We start from the raw sequence: 21,505 nt of genomic DNA, 5'->3' as shown, positions 1-21,505 counted from the left end.
AGCAGGGATGGACGACCGTCTGGCCAGGCTGCGGACCGACACGGGACTCGGGCTGCGCATCGGCGCGCTGCGCACCGGCGGGCTGGCCCTCGCGGTCCGCGGCGACCGGGTGGCCCGCCTGCTGCACCGGCCGTGGCGGCTGGACCCCTACCCGGTGTACCAGGAGATCCGCACGGCGCAGACGCGGCCGGGCGGTGGGCCGGTGCGCAGCCGCACCGGGATCACCGCCGTGGCCACCCACGCCACCTGTGCGGCCGTCCTCCGGGACCGGCGGTTCGGCGTGCGGCTGGCGGACGGGCGACGCCGGATGGAGGAGGGCGGCGCGGGCAGCACCGCCGCCGCGATGTTCGAGCCGGTGGACCTGTCGCTGCTGACCCTGGACCCGCCCGACCACACCCGCCTGCGCCGGCTCGCGCAGCCCGCCTTCTCCCCCCGGCGGCTGGCCCAGTACCGCGCCGTCGCCGAGGACGTCGCCGGCCGGCTGCTGGACGACGCGCTGGCCCGCGGGCGCAGCCGGGGCGCGTTCGACCTGGTACACGACCTGGCCTCCCCGCTGCCCATCACGGTGATCTCCGCGCTGCTGGCCGTGCCGGCGGTCGACCGGGACCGCTTCGCCCGCTGGGGCCAGGTGCTGGGCAGTGCGCTGGACGGCCTCCGGTCCCCCGCCCACGCCCGGCAGCTGGCCGACACCACCGCGGACCTGCGAGAGCTGTTCGGCGAGCTCGTCGAGCAGCGTCGCCGGGCCCCCGGGGACGACGTCGTGTCCGCGCTGGCGGCGGCCGTCGACGACGGCGGTGCGACCGTCGACGAGGTGCTGGCCCTGGCCCAGCTGCTGCTGGTCGCCGGGTTCGAGACCACCACGAACCTGATCGGCAACGCGGTGCGCGCCCTGCTGGCCGAACCGGGGCAGTGGGCCGCCCTGACCGAGGACCCGGCACTGGCCGCGGCGGCCGTCGAGGAGACGCTCCGGTTCGACCCGCCCGTGCAGCTGACCGCCCGCATCGCGCACGAGGACGCCGAGCTCGACGGCGCGCGGCTGCGCCGGGACAGCAGCGTGCTCGTGCTGCTCGCGGCTGCCGGCCGTGACCCGGCGGCGCACCCCGATCCCGACCGCTTCGATCTCCACCGGGTGCAGACCTCGTCCCACCTGGCCTTCTCCAGCGGGGTGCACCACTGCCTCGGTGCACCGCTGGCCCGCCTCGAGGGCGAGGTCGCGCTCCGATTGCTGGCGGAGCGGGCACCCCGGCTGCGCGCCGCGGGCCGCCCGGTGCCCCGGGTGGCGACCGTCCTGCGCGGGCCGCTGCGCTTGCCGGTCACCGCGTGAGGCACCCCGGGCACGAACGGGCCGGCCGGGCACCACTGCAGCTGCCGCCCGCCGGGAGCTCGCGCCGGTACGGCGGGGTCAGCTGCGGGGCGTGACCCGGAGCACCCGGTCCTGCCCGTCGCCGTTGTCGGTGGTGACGTAGAGCGCCCCGTCGGTGCCCTGCTCCGGGGTGCGGAGACGGCCGTAGGTGTCCTCGAGCTCGGGGACCCGGAACTGCTCGAGCAGCTCGCCGTCGTCGTCGATGCGCAGCCCGAGCACGCCGGTGTCCTTCTGCACGCCGATCATCAGCACCCCCTCGTAGCCGCCCCACTCGTCGCCGCGGAGGAACGTCGCCCCGGACGGTGCGATGGTCGGCTCGCCGGAGGACCACACCGCAGGCACGGCGCCGGGGGCGGTCATCGGCACGCTCTCGTCGTAGGTGCCCGCCCCGACCGGGTCCCAGCCGTAGTCGGCTCCCGGCCGGAGCAGGTTCACCTCGTCGTCCCGGTCGGGCCCGTGCTCCACCGCGTACACCTGCTCGGAGTCCGGGTGCACGGCCAGGCCCTGCACGTTCCGGTGCCCGTGGGTCCAGATCCGGTCCGCGGCGGCGGGGTCGTCGGTGAACGGGTTGTCCGGGAGGGCCTCCCCGGTGTCCGGGTCGATCCGGAGGACCTTGCCGGCGAGCGTTCCGAGATCCTGCGGGTTGGTCCCGACCGCGTTGTCCCCCGTGCCGACGTACAGCGCTCCGCCGGGGCCGAACTCGACCCGGCAGCCGCCGTGCCGGCCGCTGCGCTCGTTGACCGGGATGCCGCCCAGCAGCGGGTCGTCGACGCGGGTCGCCGCGGTCCACTCCTCGTCGACGGTCCAGGCGATCACCTGGATCTCCGCGCCGCCGCCCTCCTGCACGCCCTGGCAGGTGTAGAAGCGGCGGTTCTCGGCGAAGGCCGGGTCCAGGGTCAGCCCCATCAGGCCGGTCTCACCGACGGCGAACAGGTCGTCGAAGTCGGCGTCGAGCGGGCGCACCTCGCCGTCGGGCAGCACCGCGGTCAGGCCGCCGCTGCGCTCGTCGAGCAGCAGGGTCCCGTCGGGGGCCTGGGCGACGTCCCAGGGGTGGTCCAGCCCGTCGGCGACGACCGCCACGTCCAGGGCCGGCACGCCCGTCGTGGGGTCGGCCGCGTCGTCCGGGGCGCCGGTCCCGGGCTGCGCGCCCGGTGCCGCGGCCCCGGACTCCTCGCCCGGTGCGGCGGGCGAGCTGCTGCAGCCGGCCAGCGCCAGGAGGCCAGCGAGGAGGGTGGCGGTCCGGAGGCGGCTGGTCATCAGCCCAGCATCCCCGGCCCGCACCGGTCGCGCAGGCTCAGCTGCTGCGGGTGACCACGTAGGTGCAGAGGGCGGACAGCGCCTCCCGCACCGGCCCGTCCGGGACGTCGTCCAGCCGGGCGCGGGCCCGGTCGGCGTACTCCTCGGTGACGGCGGTGGCGCGGGCCAGCGACGCCGAGCCGCGCAGCAGGGCCAGCGCCTCGGCGTGCGCGGCGTCGTCGACCACCGGGCCGGAGACCAGCTCGCGCAGCCGGGCCTCCGCCGGGTCGTCCCCGGCGAGGGCGAAGAGCACCGGCAGGGTGGCGACACCCTCGCGCAGGTCGGTGCCGGGCAGCTTCCCGGAGGCGCCGTCGGTGCTGACGATGTCGAGCAGGTCGTCGGACAGCTGGAAGGCGACGCCGACCTCCTCACCGAACGCGGTGAGCGCGGAGACCAGCTCGGCGTCCGCGCCGGCGAACTCGGCGCCGAAGCGCGCGGAGGTGGCCACCAGCGACCCGGTCTTGTCGGCCAGCACCGCGAGGTAGTGGGCGACCGGGTCCTCGCCCGGCTGGGCGCCCACGGTCTCGCGCAGCTGGCCGGTGACCAGCCGCTCGAAGGTCTGCGCCTGCACCCGGACGGCCTCGGGGCCGAGATCGGCGAGCAGGTCGGAGGCGCGGGCGAAGAGGAAGTCGCCGGTGAGGATGGCGACGCTGTTGCCCCAGCGGCTGTTGGCGCTGGGGGCACCGCGGCGCACGGAGGCCTCGTCCATCACGTCGTCGTGGTAGAGCGTGGCCAGGTGGGTCAGCTCGCAGACGACGGCGGCCTCGACCACCCCGGACGCGTCCGGGTCGCCGAGCTGGGCGGCGAGCAGCGCGAGCAGGGGCCGGAACCGCTTGCCGCCGGCGGCCATCAGGTGGCCGGCGGCCTCGTTGACGAAGGCGTTCTCGCTGGCCACCGCGGTGGCCAGCGCGTCCTCCACCCGGACCAGCCCGGCGGCCAGCGCAGCACCCAGCTCACCCTCGGGCAGCCAGGGGCCGATCGTCGAGGCGGGGCTGGAGGGCCGGTGCCAGGCGGTCTCCCGCTCGGTGTCGTGCCCCCCGCCACGCGGGCTGGTGGTACCGGCTCCGGTCATCAACAGCCGAAGATAGCTGCCGCCGGGCGGGCGCGGCGCACCGGGCGGTGCATCGGGCCGTGCACCCGGCCGTGCACCCGGCCGGGGGCCCCGGTCAGCCGACCAGCACGGCGGCGGAGTCGGCCAGGTCCAGCACCGCGCCGGGGATGACGCCGAGCACCAGGGTCGCGGCCGCGGTCAGGCCCAGGACGGTGGTGGTCGGCAGCCCCGGCACCCCCACGGTCGGCCCGTCCGGCGCCGGCTCGGAGAAGTACATGAGCACCACGACCCGCAGGTAGAAGAAGGCCGCCACCGCGCTGGTGAGCAGCGCCACGAGGACCAGCGGCCAGGCGCCGTCCTCGATGGCGGCCCGGAAGACCGCGAACTTCCCGGTGAACCCGCTGGTGAGCGGGATGCCGGCGAGGGCCAGCAGGAAGAAGGTCATCAGCGCGGCCACCATCGGGGAGCGCTGGGCCAGGCCGGCCCACTGGGCGAGGTGGGTGGCCTCGCCGTCGCCGTCCCGGACGAGGGTCAGCAGCCCGAACGCCCCGAGGGTCATCAGCCCGTAGGTGAGCAGGTAGAACATCGTGGCCGCCAGGCCCGAGCCCTCCCCGGCGCCCAGGCCGATGACGCCGGTGAGCAGGAAGCCGGCGTGCGCCACCGAGGAGTAGGCGAGCATCCGCTTGAGGTCGGTCTGGGTGAGCGCCAGCACCGCACCGATCACCATCGAGGCGATGGCCAGGCCGTAGACCAGCGGCCGCCACGCCCACACCTCGGTGCCGAAGCCGACGTAGAGCACCCGCAGCACCGCGCCGAAGGCGGCGACCTTGGTGGCCGCGGCCATGAAGGCGGTCACCGCGGTGGGGGCGCCCTGGTAGACGTCCGGCGTCCAGGTGTGGAACGGCGCGACGCTGGCCTTGAACATCAGCCCGACGATCAGCAGCCCCAGGCCCAGCACGAGCAGGGTGCCGGCGCCCTGGCCGGCCACGGCGTCCCGGATCCCGGCCAGCTGGACGGTGCCGGTGGCGCCGTAGACCAGCGCCAGCCCGTAGAGGAAGAAGGCGGAGGAGAAGGCGCCGAGCAGGAAGTACTTGACCGCCGCCTCCTGGGACAGCAGCCGCCGGCGGCGGGCCAGCCCGGCCATCAGGTACAGCGGGAGGCTGAGCACCTCCAGTGCGATGAAGAGCAGCAGCAGGTCGTTGGCGGCGGTGAACAGCATCATGCCGCCGATGGCGAAGGAGGCCAGCGGGTAGATCTCGGTCTGCACCCGCTCGTCGGTGGCCAGCTGCCGGTCGCGCACGCTGCCGGCGGGGACCGCGGCCGCGGCGACGAACGCCGAGCGGGCCGGGTCCAGCGACCGCTCGGCGAACAGCAGCACCGACAGCGCGCCCAGGACGGCGATGGTGCCCTGCAGGAACAGCGCCATGCCGTCGACGGCCAGCGCGCCGACGGCGGTGGTGGTCGCCTCGCGGCCGGCCAGCAGCAGGACGGCGACGAACGCACCGACCGTGCCGGTCAGCGCCAGGACCACCTGCACCTGCTGCCGCACCGCGCGGGGCACGAACGCCTCCACCAGCACCCCCAGGCAGGCCGCCCCGAAGGTGAACAGCAGCGGCGCGAGCGCCGCGAACGACAGGTCCGGTGCCGCGAGCTCGCCCATCACTCCCCCGTTCCCTCGGTGGCCGGCACGATGCCGTCCGGGTCGCCGCCGACGTCGGCGACGGTCGCCTGGACCGCGGGCTCCACCAGGTCGATCAGCGGCTGCGGGGCGAACCCGAGCACCAGGATCAGCGCCACCAGCGGGGCGACGACGGCCAGCTCACGCCGGCTCAGGTCGGCCACCCGCAGGGTGCGGGTGCGCTCCGGCGCGGTGAGCACCGCGGTGGCCCCACCGGCGCCGTCCGGCCCCGGGGGGACGGCGGCGGGCTGGTCAGTGGCGTGACCGGGGTCGTCGTCGACCAGCAGCACGCCGCGGGGCGGGCCGTGCATGGTGCGTTGGTAGACCAGCAGCACGTACAGCGCGGCGAGCACGATCCCGGCGGTGGCCAGGATCGTGAACACCGGCCACACCGGGAACGACCCGATGAGCACCAGGAACTCGCTGACGAAGCTGTTGGTGCCCGGCAGCGCCAGCGAGGCCAGCCCGGCTATCAGGAAGGCGCCGGCGAGCATCGGCGCCTTCGCCGCGACCCCGCCGTAGTCACCGATCCGCCGGGAGCCGCCGCGGGCGATGAGCATGCCGACCACCAGGAAGAGCAGCCCGGTCGCGATGCCGTGGTTGACCATGTAGAGCACCGCGCCGGTGACCGACTCGGTGGTGAAGGCGAAGATGCCCAGCGCGATGAAGCCGAAGTGGGCGATCGAGGTGTAGGACACCAGCCGCTTCATGTCGCTCTGCCCCATCGCCACCAGCGCCGCGTAGAGGATGCCGACGACCGCGAGCACCAGCACCACCGGCGCCAGGTCGCGGGAGGCGTCGGGGAACAGCGGCAGGCAGTAGCGCAGGAAGCCGAAGGTGCCGACCTTGTCCAGCACGCCGACCAGCAGCACCGCGCCGCCGATGGGCGCCTCGGCACCGGAGTCGGGCAGCCAGGTGTGGAAGGGCACCAGCGGTGCCTTGATGGCGAAGGCGATGAAGAACCCGGCGAACAGCAGCTTCTGCACGCCCGGGTCGATCTCCAGCTGCCGCAGCGCGTCGAAGGCGAAGGTGCCCTCGCCGAGCTGGGAGTTGCTGACCACGTAGAGGCCGATGACGGCGGCGAGCATGACCAGCCCGCCGAGCAGGCTGTAGAGGAAGAACTTCACCGCCGCGTACTGCCGGTTCGGTCCGCCGAAGCCCCCGATCAGGAAGTACATCGGGATGAGCATCGCCTCGAAGAAGACGTAGAACAGGAAGACGTCGGTGGCGGCGAAGACGCCGACCAGGGTGGCCTCCAGCACCAGCAGCCAGGCCCAGAAGGTGCGCATCGACCGGCGGCCGAGCGCCACGTCCCGCCAGGAGGCCAGCACGACGACCGGCACCAGCACGCCGACCAGCAGCAGCATCGCCAGCGCGATCCCGTCCACGCCGAGGGCGAACTCGACCCCGAAGTCGGGGATCCAGGCCACCGAGGTGGTCAGCTGGAACCGGGGGCCGGCGGTGTCGAAGGCCACCGTGGCCAGCACGGCCAGCAGCAGCACCAGCAGGCTGATCCCCAGGGCCAGCAGCCGGGCGAGACCGGCCCGGGCGGGCGGCAGCGCGGCGACGACGGCCGCCCCCAGCGCGGGGACGGCGATCATCGCCAGCAGGAACGGGAACTCGCTCATCGGGCGTCCTCCAGGACGGGTCCAGCGCTCACGCCGTCGTCACCGCCACCAGCGCACCGGCGACCAGCACCGCGCCGCCGAGCACCCCCAGCGCGTAGCTGCGGACGAAGCCGGTCTGCACCCGGCCCAGCCGCGACGAGGAGCCGCCGAGCGCGGCGGCGGTGCCGTTCACCAGGCCGTCGACGCCGCGGTTGTCGACGAAGACCAGCGCGCGGGTCAGCCAGACGCCCGGGCGCATGAAGACCGCCTCGTTGACCGTGTCGGCGTAGAGCGCGCGGCGGGCAGCGGTGACCACCGGCGAGACCCGGGCCGGAGCGGTGGTGGGCACCTCGCGGCGGCCGACGAACAGCCAGGCCGCCAGCACCCCCACCACCATCACCGCGGTGACGACCAGCCCCACCACGGCCGGGGCGACGACGTGCGCGGCCTCCGCCGGCTCCCCGAACACCGGGGCCAGCCACTCGGCCAGCGGGAAGACCTGCACCAGCAGGAACCCCGCGGCGACCGAGCCGACGGCGAGCAGCACCATCGGCGCGGTCATGGTGGGTGGCGCCTCGTGCGGGTGGGTGCCCTCCTCCCAGCGGGCCCGGCCGAAGAAGGTCATCAGCATCAGCCGGGTCATGTAGAACGCGGTCAGCCCCGCGCCGAGCACGGCGACCCCGCCCAGCAGCCAGCCCGACCAGTCGCCCCGGTCCAGCGCGGCCTCGATGATCGCGTCCTTGGTCCAGTAGCCGGACAGGAACGGGAAGCCGATCAGCGCCAGGTAGCCCAGCCCGAAGGTGACGAAGGTGACCGGCAGCCGCCGGGCCAGCCCGCCGAAGCGGCGCATGTCGGTGCGGTCGCCCATCGCGTGCATGACCGAGCCGGCGCCGAGGAACAGCCCGGCCTTGAAGAAGCCGTGGGTGAGCAGGTGCGCGATCCCGGCGGCGTACCCGGCCGGGCCGAGGCCGACGGCGAGGAACATGTAGCCGATCTGGCTGACCGTGGAGTAGGCCAGCACCTTCTTGATGTCGTCCTGGGCGCAGCCGGCGATCGCACCGATCAGCAGGGTGACCGCGCCGACGGCGAGCACCACGGTGCGGGCGGTGGGGGTCGCGTCGTAGAGGGGGGCGCTGCGGGCGATCAGGTAGACCCCGGCGGTGACCATGGTGGCCGCGTGGATGAGCGCGGAGACCGGGGTGGGCCCCTCCATCGCGTCGGGCAGCCAGGCCTGCAGCGGGAACTGGCCGGACTTGCCGCAGGCACCCAGCAGCAGGAGCAGCCCCAGCGCGGTGACCACGCCACCGGCCAGGGCGCCGACCGAGCCGAGCACGCCGGCGTAGGACGTCGTCCCCAGCTGGGCGAACATCAGGAAGATCGCCAGCGCCAGGCCGACGTCGCCGACCCGGTTCATCACGAAGGCCTTCTTCGCCGCGGTGGACGCCGCCGGGCGGGTGTACCAGAAGGCGATGAGCAGGTAGGACGCCAGCCCGACGCCCTCCCAGCCGACGTAGAGGGCGACGTAGCTGTTGCCCAGCACCAGCAGCAGCATCGCGGCGACGAAGAGGTTCAGGTAGGCGAAGAACCGGCGGCGGCCGGGGTCGTGCGCCATGTAGCCGATCGAGTAGACGTGGATCAGCGCGCCCACGCCGGTGATCAGCAGTGCGAAGACCACCGACAGCGGGTCGAGCAGCAGCCCCGCGGTGACGTCGAGGGTGCCGGTGCTGATGAAGGTGTACAGGTCGATGCTGGCGGTGTGCCCGGCCCGGCCGGTGAGCTGCACGGTGCACGCCACGGCGAGCGCGAACGCGGCGACCACGGTCGCCGTGCCCAGCAGGTGGCCCCAGCGATCGGTGCGCCGGCCGCCGAGCAGCAGCACCGCGGCGCCGGCCAGCGGCAGCGCGATCAGCAGCCAGGCCACCGACAGCAGCCCGTCGACGGGCAGCGACGCCGGTACGACCTCGTTCATCTCGGCCCCGTTCCGCTCAGTACTTCAGGAGGTTGGCGTCGTCGACCGACGCCGAACGGCGGGTCCGGTAGATCGACATGATGATGGCCAGCCCGACGACCACCTCGGCGGCGGCGACCACCATCACGAACAGGGCGATGACCTGGCCCTCGACGGTGCCGGTGGCCCGGGCGAAGGTGATCAGGGTGAGGTTCACCGAGTTGAGCATCAGCTCGACGCACATGAAGACGACGATCGCGTTGCGCCGCACCAGGACGCCGACCGCGCCGATGGTGAACAGGATCGCCGCGAGCACCAGGTAGTTGGTCAGCGTCACCGGTCGCCACTCCCCCCGTCGAGCGTCCCCAGCGCGGCGTCCGGCCCACCGGCGTGCGGCAGCCCCTCCCGCTCGACGCCGGTGCTGCCGGCCGGGGGCAGCGGGTCGACCGGCTGCGGGTCGACCCCGGTCAGCAGGGTGTCCGGGGCCCGGCGGCCGTCGGGCAGCCGGCCGGGCGCGGCGACGGAGTTGGCCCGCGCGTACACGCCGGGGCCGGGCAGCGTCTGCGGCCGGTCGGTGAGGAACCGGGCGCGGGAGAGCTCCTTCTGGCTGCGCCGGTCGCCGGGGTCGCGCTCGGCGTGGGTGAGCAGCAGCGCGCCCACCGCGGCCACGATCAGCAGCGCGCCGGTGACCTCGAAGGCCAGCACGTAGCGGCCGTAGAGCACACCGGCGATCGCCTCGACGTTGCCGGCGGCCGGCCCGCCCTCGGTGCCCTGCACGGCGGTGAGCCCGGTGACCGGGAGGTCCTGGGTGGCCCGCGCGATCCCGGCGCCGACCAGCGCGGCGAACCCGGCGCCCAGCACCAGGGCGGCCACCCGCTGCCCGCGCAGCGTCTCGACCACCGAGTCCGAGGAGTCCCGGCCCACCAGCATGAGCACGAAGAGGAACAGGATCATGATCGCGCCGGTGTAGACGATGATCTGCACCGCACCGAGGAACGGCGCCTCCTGGACGACGTAGAACACGCCCAGCACCAGCATCGTGGTGACCAGCCAGAGCGCGGAGTGGACCGCGTTGCGGGAGAGCACCATGCCCAGCGCCCCGGCCAGCGCGACCGGCGCGAGCAGCCAGAACACCACCGTCTCGGCGGTGCCCAGCCGGACGGCGGTGTCGGCGGCGGCCGCCACGACGTCCATGGGCAGCGCGTTCACGCCCGCTCCCCGACGACCGGCTCGGCGGCCGACGAGGCCTCCGGCTCGCGCACGTAGTAGTCCTGCTCGTCGGCGCCCAGCCGCATCGGGTGCGGCGGCTGCTCCATCCCGGGCAGCAGCGGGGCCATCAGCTGTTCCTTGGTGTAGATCAGCGCCTGGCGGTCGTCGTCGGCGAGCTCGAAGTCGTTGCTCATCGTGAGCGAGCGGGTGGGGCAGGCCTCGATGCACAGCCCGCAGAAGATGCAGCGCAGGTAGTTGATCTGGTAGACGGCGCCGTAGCGCTCACCCGGGGAGAACCGGGCGTCCTCGGTGTTGTCCCCGCCCTCGACGTAGATGGCGTCGGCCGGGCAGGCCCAGGCGCACAGCTCACAGCCCACGCACTTCTCCAGGCCGTCGGGGTGCCGGTTGAGCACGTGCCGGCCGTGGTAGCGCGGCTTGGTCTGCTTGGGCACCTCCGGGTAGGACTCGGTGGTCACCTTCTTGAACATCGTGGCGAAGGTGACGCCGAAGCCCTGCGCGGGGCCGGGCAGCCAGCTGCGCCGGGCCGGTGCCCCGCCCTCGGTCCGCGGGGCCGCCGCGTCGGTGCTCAGGGCCGTGCCGTCGGTGCTCAGGGCTGTGGCGCCGCTGCGCCGGGCCGGGGCCTGCTCAGACATCGCCGTCCTCCTGCTCGGTGGGTGGGGTGCCGCGCCGGCCGGTGCCGACCACGGCGCCGGCGCCGACGGACTCCCGACGGCCCAGCCGCGGGGAGGGCGGCACGACGAGGTCCATCGGGGGCACCGGGAAGCCGCCCGCGGCTGAGCCCTGCCCGGCCGGGGGCAGCACGTCCGGTTCGGTCGGGTTGAGCGCGCCGGCCGCGGCGGCGCGGGCGGCCACCCGGGTGTCCCGGTTGCTCCGCCGGGAGACGAGGAGCAGCCCGCCGAGGATCAGCAGCGCGACCGGCACGCCCACGAAGACCGCGACCTGGCCGCCGTCGACGTCGGCCTCGCGGGCCACCGCCCGCATGGTGGCGACGGCGAGGATCCACACCAGTCCGACCGGGACGAGCACCTTCCAGCCGAAGCGCATGAACTGGTCGTAGCGCAGCCGGGGCAGCGTGCCGCGCAGCCAGACGAAGACGAACAGCGCGATGACGACCTTGGCCAGGAACCACAGCACCGGCCACCAGCCGGTGTTCGCGCCCTCCCAGATCGAGATCGGCCACGGCGCCCGCCAGCCGCCGAGGAAGAGCGTCGCCGCCAGCGCCGAGACGGTGACGATGTTGATGTACTCGGCCAGGAAGAACAGCGCGAACTTCAGCGACGAGTACTCGGTGTGGAAGCCGCCGACCAGCTCGCTCTCGGCCTCGGGGAGGTCGAACGGCGCCCGGTTGGTCTCCCCGACGACGGCGATCACGTAGATCACGAACGAGACCGGCAGCAGGACCGCGTACCAGCTGGGCCCGGTGAACTCGAGCCCGAAGAGGGAGAGCTCGGTGCCGTCGGCCTGGGCGGCGACGATCTCCGAGGTGGACATCGAGCCGGCGTAGAGGAACACCGCCACGATCGACAGGCCCATCGCGATCTCGTAGCTGACCATCTGGGCGGCGCTGCGCAGCGAGCCGAGCAGCGGGTAGGTCGACCCGGAGGCCCAGCCGCCGAGCACGATGCCGTAGACGCCCATCGCCGAGCAGGCCAGCACGATGAGCACGCCGATCGGGGCGTCGGTGAGCTGCAGCGGGGTGGGCTCGCCGAAGATGCTGACCGTCGGGCCGAGCGGGATGACCGAGAACGCCAGGAACGCCGGGATGGTGGCGATGACCGGGGCCAGGAAGTACACCGGCTTGTCGGCCAGCGCCGGCATGATGTCCTCCTTGAACGCCAGCTTCAGGCCGTCGGCGAGGCTCTGCAGGTAGCCGCGCGGCCCGACCCGGTTGGGGCCGATCCGCTGCTGCATCCGCGCGACGACCTTGCGCTCGAAGACGATGGCGAACAACGTCATCAGGACCAGCACCCCGAAGATGCCGACGATCTTGATGAGCACGATCCACCAGACGTCGGACCCGAAGTCCTCCAGCGTCGGCTGGTCGGCGGCGGCGAACACGGTCATGCCTGGGCTCCCCGCAGGCTCGAGACCGACGTCGCGCCGGCCGGGGTGGGGGGCGGGCCGGCCAGCCGGACGACGGCGCCGGGCCCGGCGCCGAGCTGGCTGCGCACCTCGCTGCCCGGCGAGCGCATCGGCAGCCAGACCACCCCGTCGGGCATGTCGGTGATCCGCACCGGCAGGGTGGTCGCCCCGGCCGGCCCGGTGACGGTGAGCGGGTCACCATCGGCGACGCCGAGCCGGCCGGCGGCGTCCTTGCCCAGCCGGGCCACCGGTGGGCGGGCGGTGCCGGCCAGCGCGAGCTCGTCGCGCTGCAGCGTCCCGACGTCGATCAGCTGCCGCCAGGAGGCCAGCACGGCCTGGTCGTCGGCCAGCTCCGGCAGCGGGGCCGGCGCGACGCCCGGGACCACCCCGGCGGGGGCCTGCGCCGCACCGCCCAGCGCCATCAGCTCGGCGCGCACCTCGGTCACCGAACCCAGCCGCAGGTCCAGGCCCAGGTGTTCGGCGACCCCCTGCAGCACCCGCCCGTCGCTGAGCTGGCCGGTGCCGTGCAGCGTGGCGTCGAACGGGCGGACCCGGCCCTCCCAGTCCAGGTAGGCGCCGGCCTTCTCCGGCGCGGCGGCGACCGGCAGGACGACGTCGGCGTGCGCGGTGACCGCGGACGGGAAGAGCTCCAGGCTGACCACGAAGCCGGCGGCGGCCAGCGCCTGCTCGGCCAGCAGCGGGTCGGGCAGGTCGGCGGGGTCCACGCCCCCGACGAGCAGGCCGGCCAGGGCGCCGTCCCGGGCGGCGGTGAGGATGCCGGTGAGGTCGCGGCCCGGGGTGGCCGGGACGTCGGCGCCCCAGCGCTGGGCCACCGCCGCGCGGTCGGCGGCGTTGGCCACGGTGCGGCCGCCGGGCAGCAGGGTGGGCAGCGCACCGACCTCGACCGCACCCCGCTCCCCCGCCCGGCGCGGCACCCAGCCGATCCGGGCACCGGTCTCACCGGCGAGCGCGGTCAGCGCGGTGAAGGCGCCCGGCACCTCGGCCAGCCGCTCGCCGGCCAGCACGACCGCCCCCGGCCGGAACAGCGCCGCCGCCACCTCGGCCAGCACGCCGTCCACCGGGTGCGCGGTGAGGTCGCGCAGCAGCCGGGTCTCCTGCCCCGGGACCGTCGGCAGCACGGTGGCCTGCAGCTTCTCCGCAGCCCGGGTGGCGAACGGGGCGACGTCGAACACCTGCAGGCCGGCCGTGCGGACCGCCCGGCGCAGCCGCAGGAAGACGATCGGCGACTCCTCCTCCGGCTCGAAGCCGACCAGCAGCACCACCGGGGCCGCCGACAGGTCGTCGTAGCTGACGGCCCCGGCGCCGGGGGCGGTGCCGGCGACGTGCGTGGCGAGGAAGTCCAGCTCCTCGGCGGAGTGGGCGCGGGCCCGGGCGTCGACGTCGTTGGTGCCCAGCGCCACCCGGGCGAACGCGGCGTAGGCGTAGGCGTCCTCGACGGTGAGCCGGCCACCGGGCAGCACCCCGACCCCGCCGGCCGCGCGCGCGGTGGCCAGGCCCGCGGCCGCGGCGGCCCACGCCTCCGGCCAGGAGGCCGGCTGCAGCTCCCCGTCGCGCCGCACCAGCGGCGTCATCAGCCGCTCGTTGCTGCTGGCGTAGCGGAACGCGTAGCGGCCCTTGTCGCAGTTCCACTCCTGGTTGACCGCCGGGTCCTCGCCGGCGAGCCGGCGGGTGACCGTGCCGCGCCGGTAGTCGGTGCGCTGGGCGCAGCCGCTGGCGCAGTGCTCGCAGACGCTGGGCTCGCTGCGCAGGTCGAACGGGCGGGCCCGGAACCGGTAGGTGGCGCTGGTGAGCGCGCCGACCGGGCAGATCTGGGTGGTGTTGCCGGAGAAGTAGGACTCGAACGGCTCGTCCTCGTAGATGGCGACCTGCTCCAGCGCGCCGCGCTCGAACAGCTCGATGAACGGGTCACCGGCCACCTGCTGGCTGAACCGGGTGCAGCGGGCGCAGAGAACGCAGCGCTCGCGGTCGAGCAGCACCTGCGAGCTGATCGGCAGCGGCTTGGGGTAGGTGCGCTTGGTCTCGACGAACCGGCTCTCGGCGCGGCCGTTGCTCATCGCCTGGTTCTGCAGCGGGCACTCCCCGCCCTTGTCGCAGACCGGGCAGTCCAGCGGGTGGTTGACCAGCAGCAGCTCCATCGTGCCCTGCTGGGCCTTGTCCGCGACCGGGCTGGTGAGCTGGGTCTGCACGACCATGTCCGGGCTCACCGGCGTGGTGCAGGAGGCCACCGGCTTGCGCTGGCCCTCCACCTCCACCAGGCACTGCCGGCAGGCGCCGATCGGGTCCAGCAGCGGGTGGTCGCAGAACCGGGGGATCTGCACGCCGATCTGCTCGGCCGCCCGGATGATCAGCGTGCCCTTGGGCACCGCGACCGGGAAGCCGTCGATGGTGCAGTGCACGGCGTCGGGCGGAGTGTGCGGGCCCGGGGCGCCCGGCGGCAGCGCCGGCGCGGGCTCGGGGGTGGCCGGGGTGAGGGTCATCAGGCTGCTCCAACCGGCTCGAGCCGCAACGACCGGCCGAGGCGGGTCTGCTCCTCGGCGGGCAGCAGCGCGACGTAGTCGTCCTTGAAGTACTTCAGCGAGCTGGCGATGCAGCTGGTGGCGCCGTCTCCGAGGGCGCAGAAGGAGCGGCCCAGGATGTTGTCGCAGGTGTCGGTGAGCAGGTCCAGGTCGGCGGCCCGGCCCCGCCCGTGCACCAGCCGCTCCAGGATCTGGACCAGCCAGTACGTGCCCTCCCGGCAGGGGGTGCACTTGCCGCAGCTCTCGTGCGCGTAGAACTCGGTGAAGCGCAGCGTCGCCTCGACGATGGAGTCGGTCTCGTCGAAGACCATCAGCGCGGTGGTGCCCAGCATCGAGCCGGCCTTGGCCACCGAGTCGAAGTCCAGCGGGACGTCGAGGTGCTCGGGGGTGAAGTAGGGGGTCGAGGAGCCGCCCGGCGTCCAGAACTTCAGCCGGTGCCCGGGACGGACGCCGCCGGCCATCTCCAGCAGCTCACGCATCGTCGTCCCCATCGGGGCCTCGTACTGACCGGGGCGCACCACCCGGCCCGACAGCGAGTAGATCTTCGGCCCGGGTGACTTCTCCGGGCCGAACTGCTTGAACCACTCGGCGCCGCCGCGGACCACGTAGGGCACGGTGGCCAGCGTCTCGACGTTGTTGATCACCGTCGGGGAGCCGTAGAGGCCGGCGACCGCGGGGAACGGCGGCTTGAGCCGCGGCTGCCCCCGGTAGCCCTCCAGCGAGTCCAGCAGCGCCGTCTCCTCGCCGCAGATGTAGGCCCCGGCGCCGGCGTGCACGACCAGCTCCAGGTCGTAGCCGGTGCCCAGGACGTCGCGGCCCAGGTAGCCGGCGGCGTAGGCCTCCTGCACCGCGGCGACCAGCCGGCGGTGGGCGTGCACCGCCTCCCCGCGCACGTAGATGACGGCGAAGTGCGAGCGGATCGCGTAGGCGGTGATGATCACCCCCTCCACCAGGGAGTGCGGGTCGGCCATCATCAGCGGGAGGTCCTTGCAGGTGCCCGGTTCGCCCTCGTCGGCGTTCACCACCAGGTACTTCGGCGCCGCCGCGGGGCCGGTGGGCTCCTCCCCCGGCTTGGGCTGCGGGATGAAGCTCCACTTCATCCCGGTGGGGAAGCCGGCGCCGCCGCGGCCGCGCAACCCGGAGTCCTTGACCAGCGCGACGACGTCGTCCGGGGCCATCGCCAGCGCCGAGCGCAGCGCCCGGTAGCCGTCGAGCCGCTCGTAGGTGTCCAGCGTCCAGGAGCGGGGCGCGTCGAACCGCGCCGTGAGGACGGGGGTCAGGGGCATGTCAGGCCTCCCGCTCGATCGAGCTCTGCTGGCCGGCGCCGGTGCCGGTCGGCGGGGTGTCGGTGCCCTCGTCGCCGCGCTCGGCCGGCTCGCGGCCGGCGGGCTCGGGGGTGTCCGGGTGGTGCTGCGCGGCGCCGGCCCGCTCGGCGGGGGTGTCGGCGGAGGCGACGGCGGTGTCGGCGGCCTGCTCGGACGGCGTCTGCCCCGGCCCTGCCGCGGGCTCGACGTCCGGCTCGGGCGCCTGTTCGGGCTGGGCGTCGCCCATCGGCGGCGCGGTCTCCCCGCGCTCGGCGGCCAGCCGGACGCCGGCCAGGGTGGGCGCCCCGGTGGACGGTGCGTCGATCGCGGCCCGCTCGGCGGCGGGGTCGGCGTGCTGGCTCAGGCCGGCGAGCTGGCGGGAGATGCCGCGGAAGTCGGTCAGCGGGGCACCGCGGGTGGGCGGCGGCTTCTCCCCCATCCGCAGGGCGGTCACCAGCGCGCGGGCCGACGCGACGTCCTGCTGGTCGTAGAACTCGTAGTCGATGGTGACCACCGGCGCGTAGTCGCACGCGGCCAGGCACTCGGCGTGCTCCAGGGTGACCGAGCCGTCGGGGGCGGTCTGGTCGTGGCCCACGCCGAGGTCGGCGGCGATCGCGTCGTAGATGCGCTGCCCGCCGAGGACGGCGCACAGCGTGTTGGTGCAGACGCTGACCAGGTGCCGGCCGGTGGGGTGCCGCTTGTACATCGTGTAGAACGTCGCGACCGCGCCGACCTCGGCCTTGGTCAGCCCGAGCAGCCGGGCGCAGAACCCGACGCCCTCCGGGGAGACGTAACCCTGCACCGACTGGACCAGGTGCAGCATCGGCAGCAGCGCCGAGCGGGCCTGCGGGTAGCGGGCCATCAGCTCACGGGCCTCGGCCTCGGTCTGCTCGGTCAGCGGCGGCAGGTCCGGGCCGGCCGGCTCGACCGGGCTGGAGTCCAGCCCGGTGACCGCCGTCCCCTCCTGCGATCCAGGCAGTGCGCTCATCGGTCGACGCCTCCCATCACGGGGTCGATGGAGGCGATCGCGGCGATGACGTCGGCGATCATCCCGCCCTCGCTCATCGCCGCGGTGGCCTGCAGGTTCACGAAGCTGGGGTCGCGCACGTGCACCCGGAACGGGCGGGTGCCGCCGTCGCTGATCACGTGGTAGCCGAGCTCGCCGCGCGGGCTCTCGATCGGCACGTACACCTGGCCGGCCGGCACCCGGAAGCCCTCGGTTACCAGCTTGAAGTGGTGGATCAGCGCCTCCATCGACTGGCCCATGATGTGCCGGACGTGGTCGAGGGAGTTGCCGAGCCCGTCGGCGCCCAGCGACAGCTGCGCGGGCCAGGCGATCTTCTTGTCCTCGACCATCACCGGGCCGGGCTCCAGCCGGTCCAGCGCCTGCGCGATGATCTTGAGCGACTCGTTCACCTCGCTCATCCGCACCAGGTAGCGGCCCCAGGCGTCGCAGGTGTCCGCCGTCGGCACCTCGAAGTCGTAGGTCTCGTAGCCCAGGTAGGGCTCGACCTTGCGCAGGTCCCACGGCAGCCCCGCGGCGCGCAGCACGGGACCGGTGACGCCGAGCGCGACGCAGCCGGTCACGTCCAGGTAGCCGGCGTCCTTGAGGCGCCGCTGCCAGATCGGCTGGCCGGTGAGCAGCCGGTGGAAGCCGGTGACCCGCTCGGGCATGACCCGCAGGAACTCCCGGATGTGCTCGACACACCCCTCGGGGAGGTCCTGGGCCAGGCCGCCGGGGCGGATGTAGGCGTGGTTCATCCGCAGCCCGGTGATCTCCTCGAGCAGGTCGAGGACCAGTTCGCGCTCGCGGAAGCCGTTGGTCATCCCGGTGAGCGCGCCCATCTCCATGCCGAAGGTGGCCAGCGCGACGAGGTGCGAGGCGATCCGGTTGAGCTCCATGACCAGCACGCGGATCGTCTGCGCGCGGGGCGGGGCCTCGATGCCCAGCAGCTTCTCCGCGGCCAGGCAGTAGCCGGCCTCGTTGAACAGCGGGGACAGGTAGTCCATCCGGGTGACCAGCGTCGTCCCCTGCACCCAGGTGCGGTACTCGGTGGTCTTCTCGATGCCGGTGTGCAGGTAGCCGATGACCACCCGGGCCTTGGTGACCGTCTCGCCCTCGAGGTCCAGCACCAGGCGCAGCACCCCGTGCGTGGAGGGGTGCTGCGGGCCCATGTTGACCACGAGCCGCTCGTCCTCGTGCGTGTCGGCGCCGAAGGTCTGGTCCCAGTCGCCGCCGGTGACCGTGTAGATCCGGCCCTCGGTGGTCTCCCGCGACCCGGCGTAGGGGTCCTGCGTCGTCGTCATCGGTAGCTCCGCCGCTCGTCGGGGGGCGGGATCGTCGCGCCGTGGTACTCCACCGGCACGCCGCCCAGCGGGTAGTCCTTGCGCTGCGGGTGGCCGTCCCAGTCGTCGGGCATGAGGATCCGGGTCAGCCCGGGGTGGCCGTCGAAGACGATGCCGAACATGTCCCAGGCCTCGCGCTCGTGCCAGTCCGCGGTCGGGTAGACGCCGGTGACCGAGGGGACGTGCGGGTCCTCGGCGGTCACCGCCACCTCCAGCCGGATCCGGCGGCGGTAGGTCATCGACGTCAGGTGGTAGACGGCGTGCAGCCGGGGGCGCCCGGGGCCGACCTCGGGACCGCCGCTGTCGAGGTAGTCGACGCCGGAGACGCTGGAGAGCAGCTCGAAGCGCAGCGCCTCGTCGTCCCGCAGGGCGCGGACGAAGGCCAGCAGGTGCTCGCGCTCGAGGAACCAGGTGATCTCGCCGCGGTCGACGAGCACCCGTTGGACGGCGGCGTCGTAGGTGGCCTGCCCGAGGGCGTCGACGAGCGCATCGGCGACCTCGTCGAACCAGCCGCCGTAGGGCCGCTCGGTCGAGTGCAGGGCGATGGCGCCGCCGGGCTCGACCCGGACCAGGCCGCCGAAGCCGGAGGTGTCGCCGCTGCCGGTGACGCCGAAGGCACCCTTGCGGAACCCGCCGCCCGGTGCCGTCGCCGCCCCGAAGCCGGCCTCGTCGCTCACCGTCGCGCTCCCGGCTCGGCGCCGGGCAGGGCGACGGCGTTGCCGCCGCGCTGCTCGATGGCGAACTGGCCGGTGCGGCCGGCGGCGGCGGCCTCCTCGTAGGCGCGCCGCCGCTCCTTGTCGACCCGCACGCTGGAGGGCATCTCGAGGTGCAGGTCGGGAGCGGTGCCGTCGGCGCGGGCTGCGGCCATCTCCCGGGCCCGCTTCGCGCCCAGCGGCTGGTGCTGGATCTTGTGGTGCAGCTTGAGGATCGCGTCGGTGAGCATCTCCGGGCGCGGCGGGCAGCCGGGCAGGTACATGTCGACCGGGACGACGTGGTCGACGCCCTGCACGATCGCGTAGTTGTTGAACATGCCACCGGAGCTGGCGCAGACGCCCATGGCGAGCACGTACCGCGGCTCGGGCATCTGGTCGTAGATCTGGCGCAGGACCGGGGCCATCTTCTGGCTCACCCGGCCGGCGACGATCATCAGGTCGGCCTGGCGCGGGGAGGCGCGGAAGACCTCCATCCCGAAGCGGGCCAGGTCGTACCGGCCGGCCCCGGAGGCCATCATCTCGATCGCGCAGCAGGCCAGCCCGAACGTGGCCGGCCACAGCGAGGACTTGCGCGTCCAGTTCACCAGCTTCTCGACGCTGGTGAGCAGCACTCCGCTGGGGAGCTTCTCCTCCAGGCCCATGTCAGCGGCCCCCGTCCCTGGTCGGTGTGATGCGGGTCAGTCCCATTCGAGGCCTCCGCGGCGCCACTCGTAGGCGAAGGCGATGAAGACGGTGGCGATGAAGACGACCATCGCGACGAGGCCCCACAGGCCCAGCGCGTCGTTCGCGACCGCCCACGGGTAGAGGAAGACGATCTCGATGTCGAAGACGATGAACAACATCGCGGTCAGGTAGTACTTCACCGGGAAGCGGCCACCGGTGAGCGGCTGGTCGACCGGCTCGATGCCGCACTCGTAGGCCTGCACCTTCGCGCGGTTGTAGCGGCGCGGGCCGACGAACGGGGCCACGGTGACCGAGAAGAGCGCGAAGCCCGCGGCGAGGACGAAGAGGCCGACGATCGGCGCGTAGGTCGACAGCATCAGCGCGCCCCCGCCGGGACGGTCGGCGGCGTACGCGCCATCGAGCGGACCACTGCGACGACCTCCCCGTGCCTGCGGCGACCGGACTGATGCCTGTGAGCTGCTTCACCTGGTGCTTGTGAACAAGTTCACAAACTTGAGTGATCGAAGCCTATGCCGAGGGGTGCCGGAACACCAGGACCCCCGGTGATCGAGTTCACACCGGGGGTCCTGACAGGCCGCGTGGGGCGGCTCACGGGCTCACTGTGGCCCGGGCGCCGGCGCGGGCGGCGGTGCCGTCGGGTCGGTCGGGTCCGGGCTGGGGACCGGTGCCGGGGCCGGTGGGGAGATGGGGTCGGTGGGCGACGGGGACGGCGAGGGCGGCTGCGGCCCGGGCGTGGGCGGCTGGGGCTCCGGCGTGGGCTGGGGGTCGGGCGTGGGCGGCTCGGGCGTGGGCGGGGTCGTCATGCCCCGAGCCTGCTCTCCCTGGCGCGGACGGGGAACACCCAACGGCGCTCCCCGAGTGACGAGCTGCGCACCCCTGCCCCGGGCACCAGGCGTCGACGAGTCGACACCGGACGCCTGCCGACCCGGCGGGGCCGTCGCCCCTAGCCGCGGGTGCCGCGGTGCAGCGCGACGACGCCGCCGGTCAGGTCCCGCCACGCGACGTCGAGCCAGCCGGAGTCCTGCAGCCAGGTCGCCAGCTCCGGCTGCGCCGGCCACGCGCGGACCGACTCCGCCAGGTAGACGTAGGCCTCCGGGTTGCTGCTGACCGTCCGGGCGATGGAGGGGAGCGCCCGCATCAGGTACTCGGTGTAGACCGTGCGGAACGGCGCCCACGTCGGCCGGGAGAACTCGCACACCACCAGCCGCCCCCCGGGCCGGGTGACCCGGCGGAACTCGCGCAGCGCCTGCCGCGGGTCGGCCACGTTGCGCAGCCCGAAGGAGATGACCACCCCGTCGACGCTCTCGTCGGCCAGTGGCAGGGCCATCGCGTCACCGGCGACCTTCGGCACCGGACGCGACGCCCCGGCCCGCAGCATCCCCTGGGAGAAGTCGCAGGCGATCGCGTGCACGCCCCCGGCCGCGAGCTCGACCGTGGAGACCGCCGTCCCGGCCGCGACGTCGAGCACCGTCGACCCCGGTCGCGCGCCGAGCGCCTCCCGGGTCGCCCGCCGCCAGCCGCTGTCCAGCCCACCCGAGAGCACGGTGTTGGTCAGGTCGTAGCGCCCGGCGACCCGGTCGAACATCGCCGCGACGTCGGCCGGGCGCTTGTCCAGCCCGGCGCGCAGGCCCACCCCGTCAGGTCGTCCACCGGTCGCCACGTCGGG

General features: G+C 74.1%; 18 protein-coding genes. 1 reads left to right on the top strand and 17 read right to left on the bottom strand.

Features of this window, described 5'->3' with window-relative positions; all coding sequences use genetic code 11:
* Positions 1-7: 7 nt before the first annotated feature.
* Entirely contained in the window at positions 8-1,324 is a 1,317-nt protein-coding gene (locus tag ACI79U_RS07365; RefSeq protein WP_457063932.1) for a cytochrome P450, read from the top strand.
* Positions 1,325-1,402: 78 nt separating this feature from the next.
* Here the strand turns inward: ACI79U_RS07365 and ACI79U_RS07360 are convergent, their stop codons facing one another.
* From ACI79U_RS07360 to ACI79U_RS07280, 17 genes are all read right to left on the bottom strand, one after another.
* Positions 1,403-2,620: a PQQ-dependent sugar dehydrogenase gene (locus ACI79U_RS07360; RefSeq protein WP_457063934.1), complete on the bottom strand. Its 1,218-nt coding sequence runs from the start codon at positions 2,618-2,620 to the stop codon at positions 1,403-1,405.
* Between the two features lie 37 nt (positions 2,621-2,657).
* On the bottom strand, positions 2,658-3,731 hold the full coding sequence (locus ACI79U_RS07355) for a polyprenyl synthetase family protein (RefSeq protein WP_457063936.1): 1,074 nt from the start codon (positions 3,729-3,731) through the stop codon (positions 2,658-2,660).
* A 94-nt stretch (positions 3,732-3,825) separates the two neighbouring features.
* A complete protein-coding gene (nuoN, locus tag ACI79U_RS07350) occupies positions 3,826-5,370 on the bottom strand; it encodes an NADH-quinone oxidoreductase subunit NuoN (protein WP_457063938.1) in 1,545 nt (514 codons plus the stop codon).
* Positions 5,370-7,016 carry an NADH-quinone oxidoreductase subunit M gene (locus ACI79U_RS07345; RefSeq protein WP_457063940.1) on the bottom strand — a complete coding sequence of 549 codons (1,647 nt, stop codon included), beginning with the start codon at positions 7,014-7,016 and terminating at the stop codon, positions 5,370-5,372. Before ACI79U_RS07345 ends, nuoN begins: the two co-directional genes overlap by 1 nt.
* Before the next feature lie 28 nt (positions 7,017-7,044).
* The gene (nuoL, locus tag ACI79U_RS07340) at positions 7,045-8,964 is read right to left on the bottom strand and encodes an NADH-quinone oxidoreductase subunit L (RefSeq protein ID WP_457063942.1); all 1,920 of its coding nucleotides are present in this window, start codon (positions 8,962-8,964) and stop codon (positions 7,045-7,047) included.
* A gap of 16 nt (positions 8,965-8,980) precedes the next feature.
* The gene (gene nuoK / locus ACI79U_RS07335; RefSeq protein ID WP_457063944.1) at positions 8,981-9,280 is read right to left on the bottom strand and encodes an NADH-quinone oxidoreductase subunit NuoK; all 300 of its coding nucleotides are present in this window, start codon (positions 9,278-9,280) and stop codon (positions 8,981-8,983) included.
* The gene (locus ACI79U_RS07330; RefSeq protein ID WP_457063946.1) at positions 9,277-10,152 is read right to left on the bottom strand and encodes an NADH-quinone oxidoreductase subunit J; all 876 of its coding nucleotides are present in this window, start codon (positions 10,150-10,152) and stop codon (positions 9,277-9,279) included. Before ACI79U_RS07330 ends, nuoK begins: the two co-directional genes overlap by 4 nt.
* On the bottom strand, positions 10,149-10,805 hold the full coding sequence (gene nuoI, locus ACI79U_RS07325) for an NADH-quinone oxidoreductase subunit NuoI (protein WP_457063948.1): 657 nt from the start codon (positions 10,803-10,805) through the stop codon (positions 10,149-10,151). The genes ACI79U_RS07330 and nuoI overlap by 4 nt, the downstream gene beginning before the upstream one ends.
* The gene (gene nuoH, locus ACI79U_RS07320; protein ID WP_457063950.1) at positions 10,798-12,237 is read right to left on the bottom strand and encodes an NADH-quinone oxidoreductase subunit NuoH; all 1,440 of its coding nucleotides are present in this window, start codon (positions 12,235-12,237) and stop codon (positions 10,798-10,800) included. The genes nuoI and nuoH overlap by 8 nt, the downstream gene beginning before the upstream one ends.
* Positions 12,234-14,753, bottom strand: a complete 2,520-nt coding sequence (locus ACI79U_RS07315) for an NADH-quinone oxidoreductase subunit G (RefSeq protein WP_457063952.1) — start codon at positions 14,751-14,753, stop codon at positions 12,234-12,236. The genes nuoH and ACI79U_RS07315 overlap by 4 nt, the downstream gene beginning before the upstream one ends.
* Entirely contained in the window at positions 14,753-16,078 is a 1,326-nt protein-coding gene (gene nuoF / locus ACI79U_RS07310; protein ID WP_457063954.1) for an NADH-quinone oxidoreductase subunit NuoF, read from the bottom strand. Before nuoF ends, ACI79U_RS07315 begins: the two co-directional genes overlap by 1 nt.
* Before the next feature lies 1 nt (position 16,079).
* Positions 16,080-17,084, bottom strand: a complete 1,005-nt coding sequence (nuoE, locus tag ACI79U_RS07305) for an NADH-quinone oxidoreductase subunit NuoE (protein ID WP_457063956.1) — start codon at positions 17,082-17,084, stop codon at positions 16,080-16,082.
* Complete coding sequence (locus tag ACI79U_RS07300; protein WP_457063958.1) at positions 17,081-18,403, bottom strand: NADH-quinone oxidoreductase subunit D; 1,323 nt, start codon at positions 18,401-18,403, stop codon at positions 17,081-17,083. The genes nuoE and ACI79U_RS07300 overlap by 4 nt, the downstream gene beginning before the upstream one ends.
* Positions 18,400-19,119 (bottom strand): NADH-quinone oxidoreductase subunit C, encoded by a 720-nt coding sequence (locus ACI79U_RS07295; protein WP_457063960.1) that lies wholly within the window; start codon positions 19,117-19,119, stop codon positions 18,400-18,402. The genes ACI79U_RS07300 and ACI79U_RS07295 overlap by 4 nt, the downstream gene beginning before the upstream one ends.
* The gene (locus ACI79U_RS07290) at positions 19,116-19,796 is read right to left on the bottom strand and encodes a NuoB/complex I 20 kDa subunit family protein (protein WP_457063962.1); all 681 of its coding nucleotides are present in this window, start codon (positions 19,794-19,796) and stop codon (positions 19,116-19,118) included. Before ACI79U_RS07290 ends, ACI79U_RS07295 begins: the two co-directional genes overlap by 4 nt.
* 36 nt (positions 19,797-19,832) lie before the next feature.
* Positions 19,833-20,195, bottom strand: coding sequence for an NADH-quinone oxidoreductase subunit A (locus ACI79U_RS07285; protein ID WP_457063964.1), 363 nt, complete (start codon positions 20,193-20,195; stop codon positions 19,833-19,835).
* A 587-nt stretch (positions 20,196-20,782) separates the two neighbouring features.
* Positions 20,783-21,499, bottom strand: coding sequence for a demethylmenaquinone methyltransferase (locus tag ACI79U_RS07280; RefSeq protein ID WP_457063966.1), 717 nt, complete (start codon positions 21,497-21,499; stop codon positions 20,783-20,785).
* Positions 21,500-21,505: the final 6 nt, after the last annotated feature.

It is taken from the genome of Modestobacter sp. SYSU DS0904, from assembly GCF_054051115.1.
This window is presented reverse-complemented; position numbering and strand designations above follow the sequence as displayed.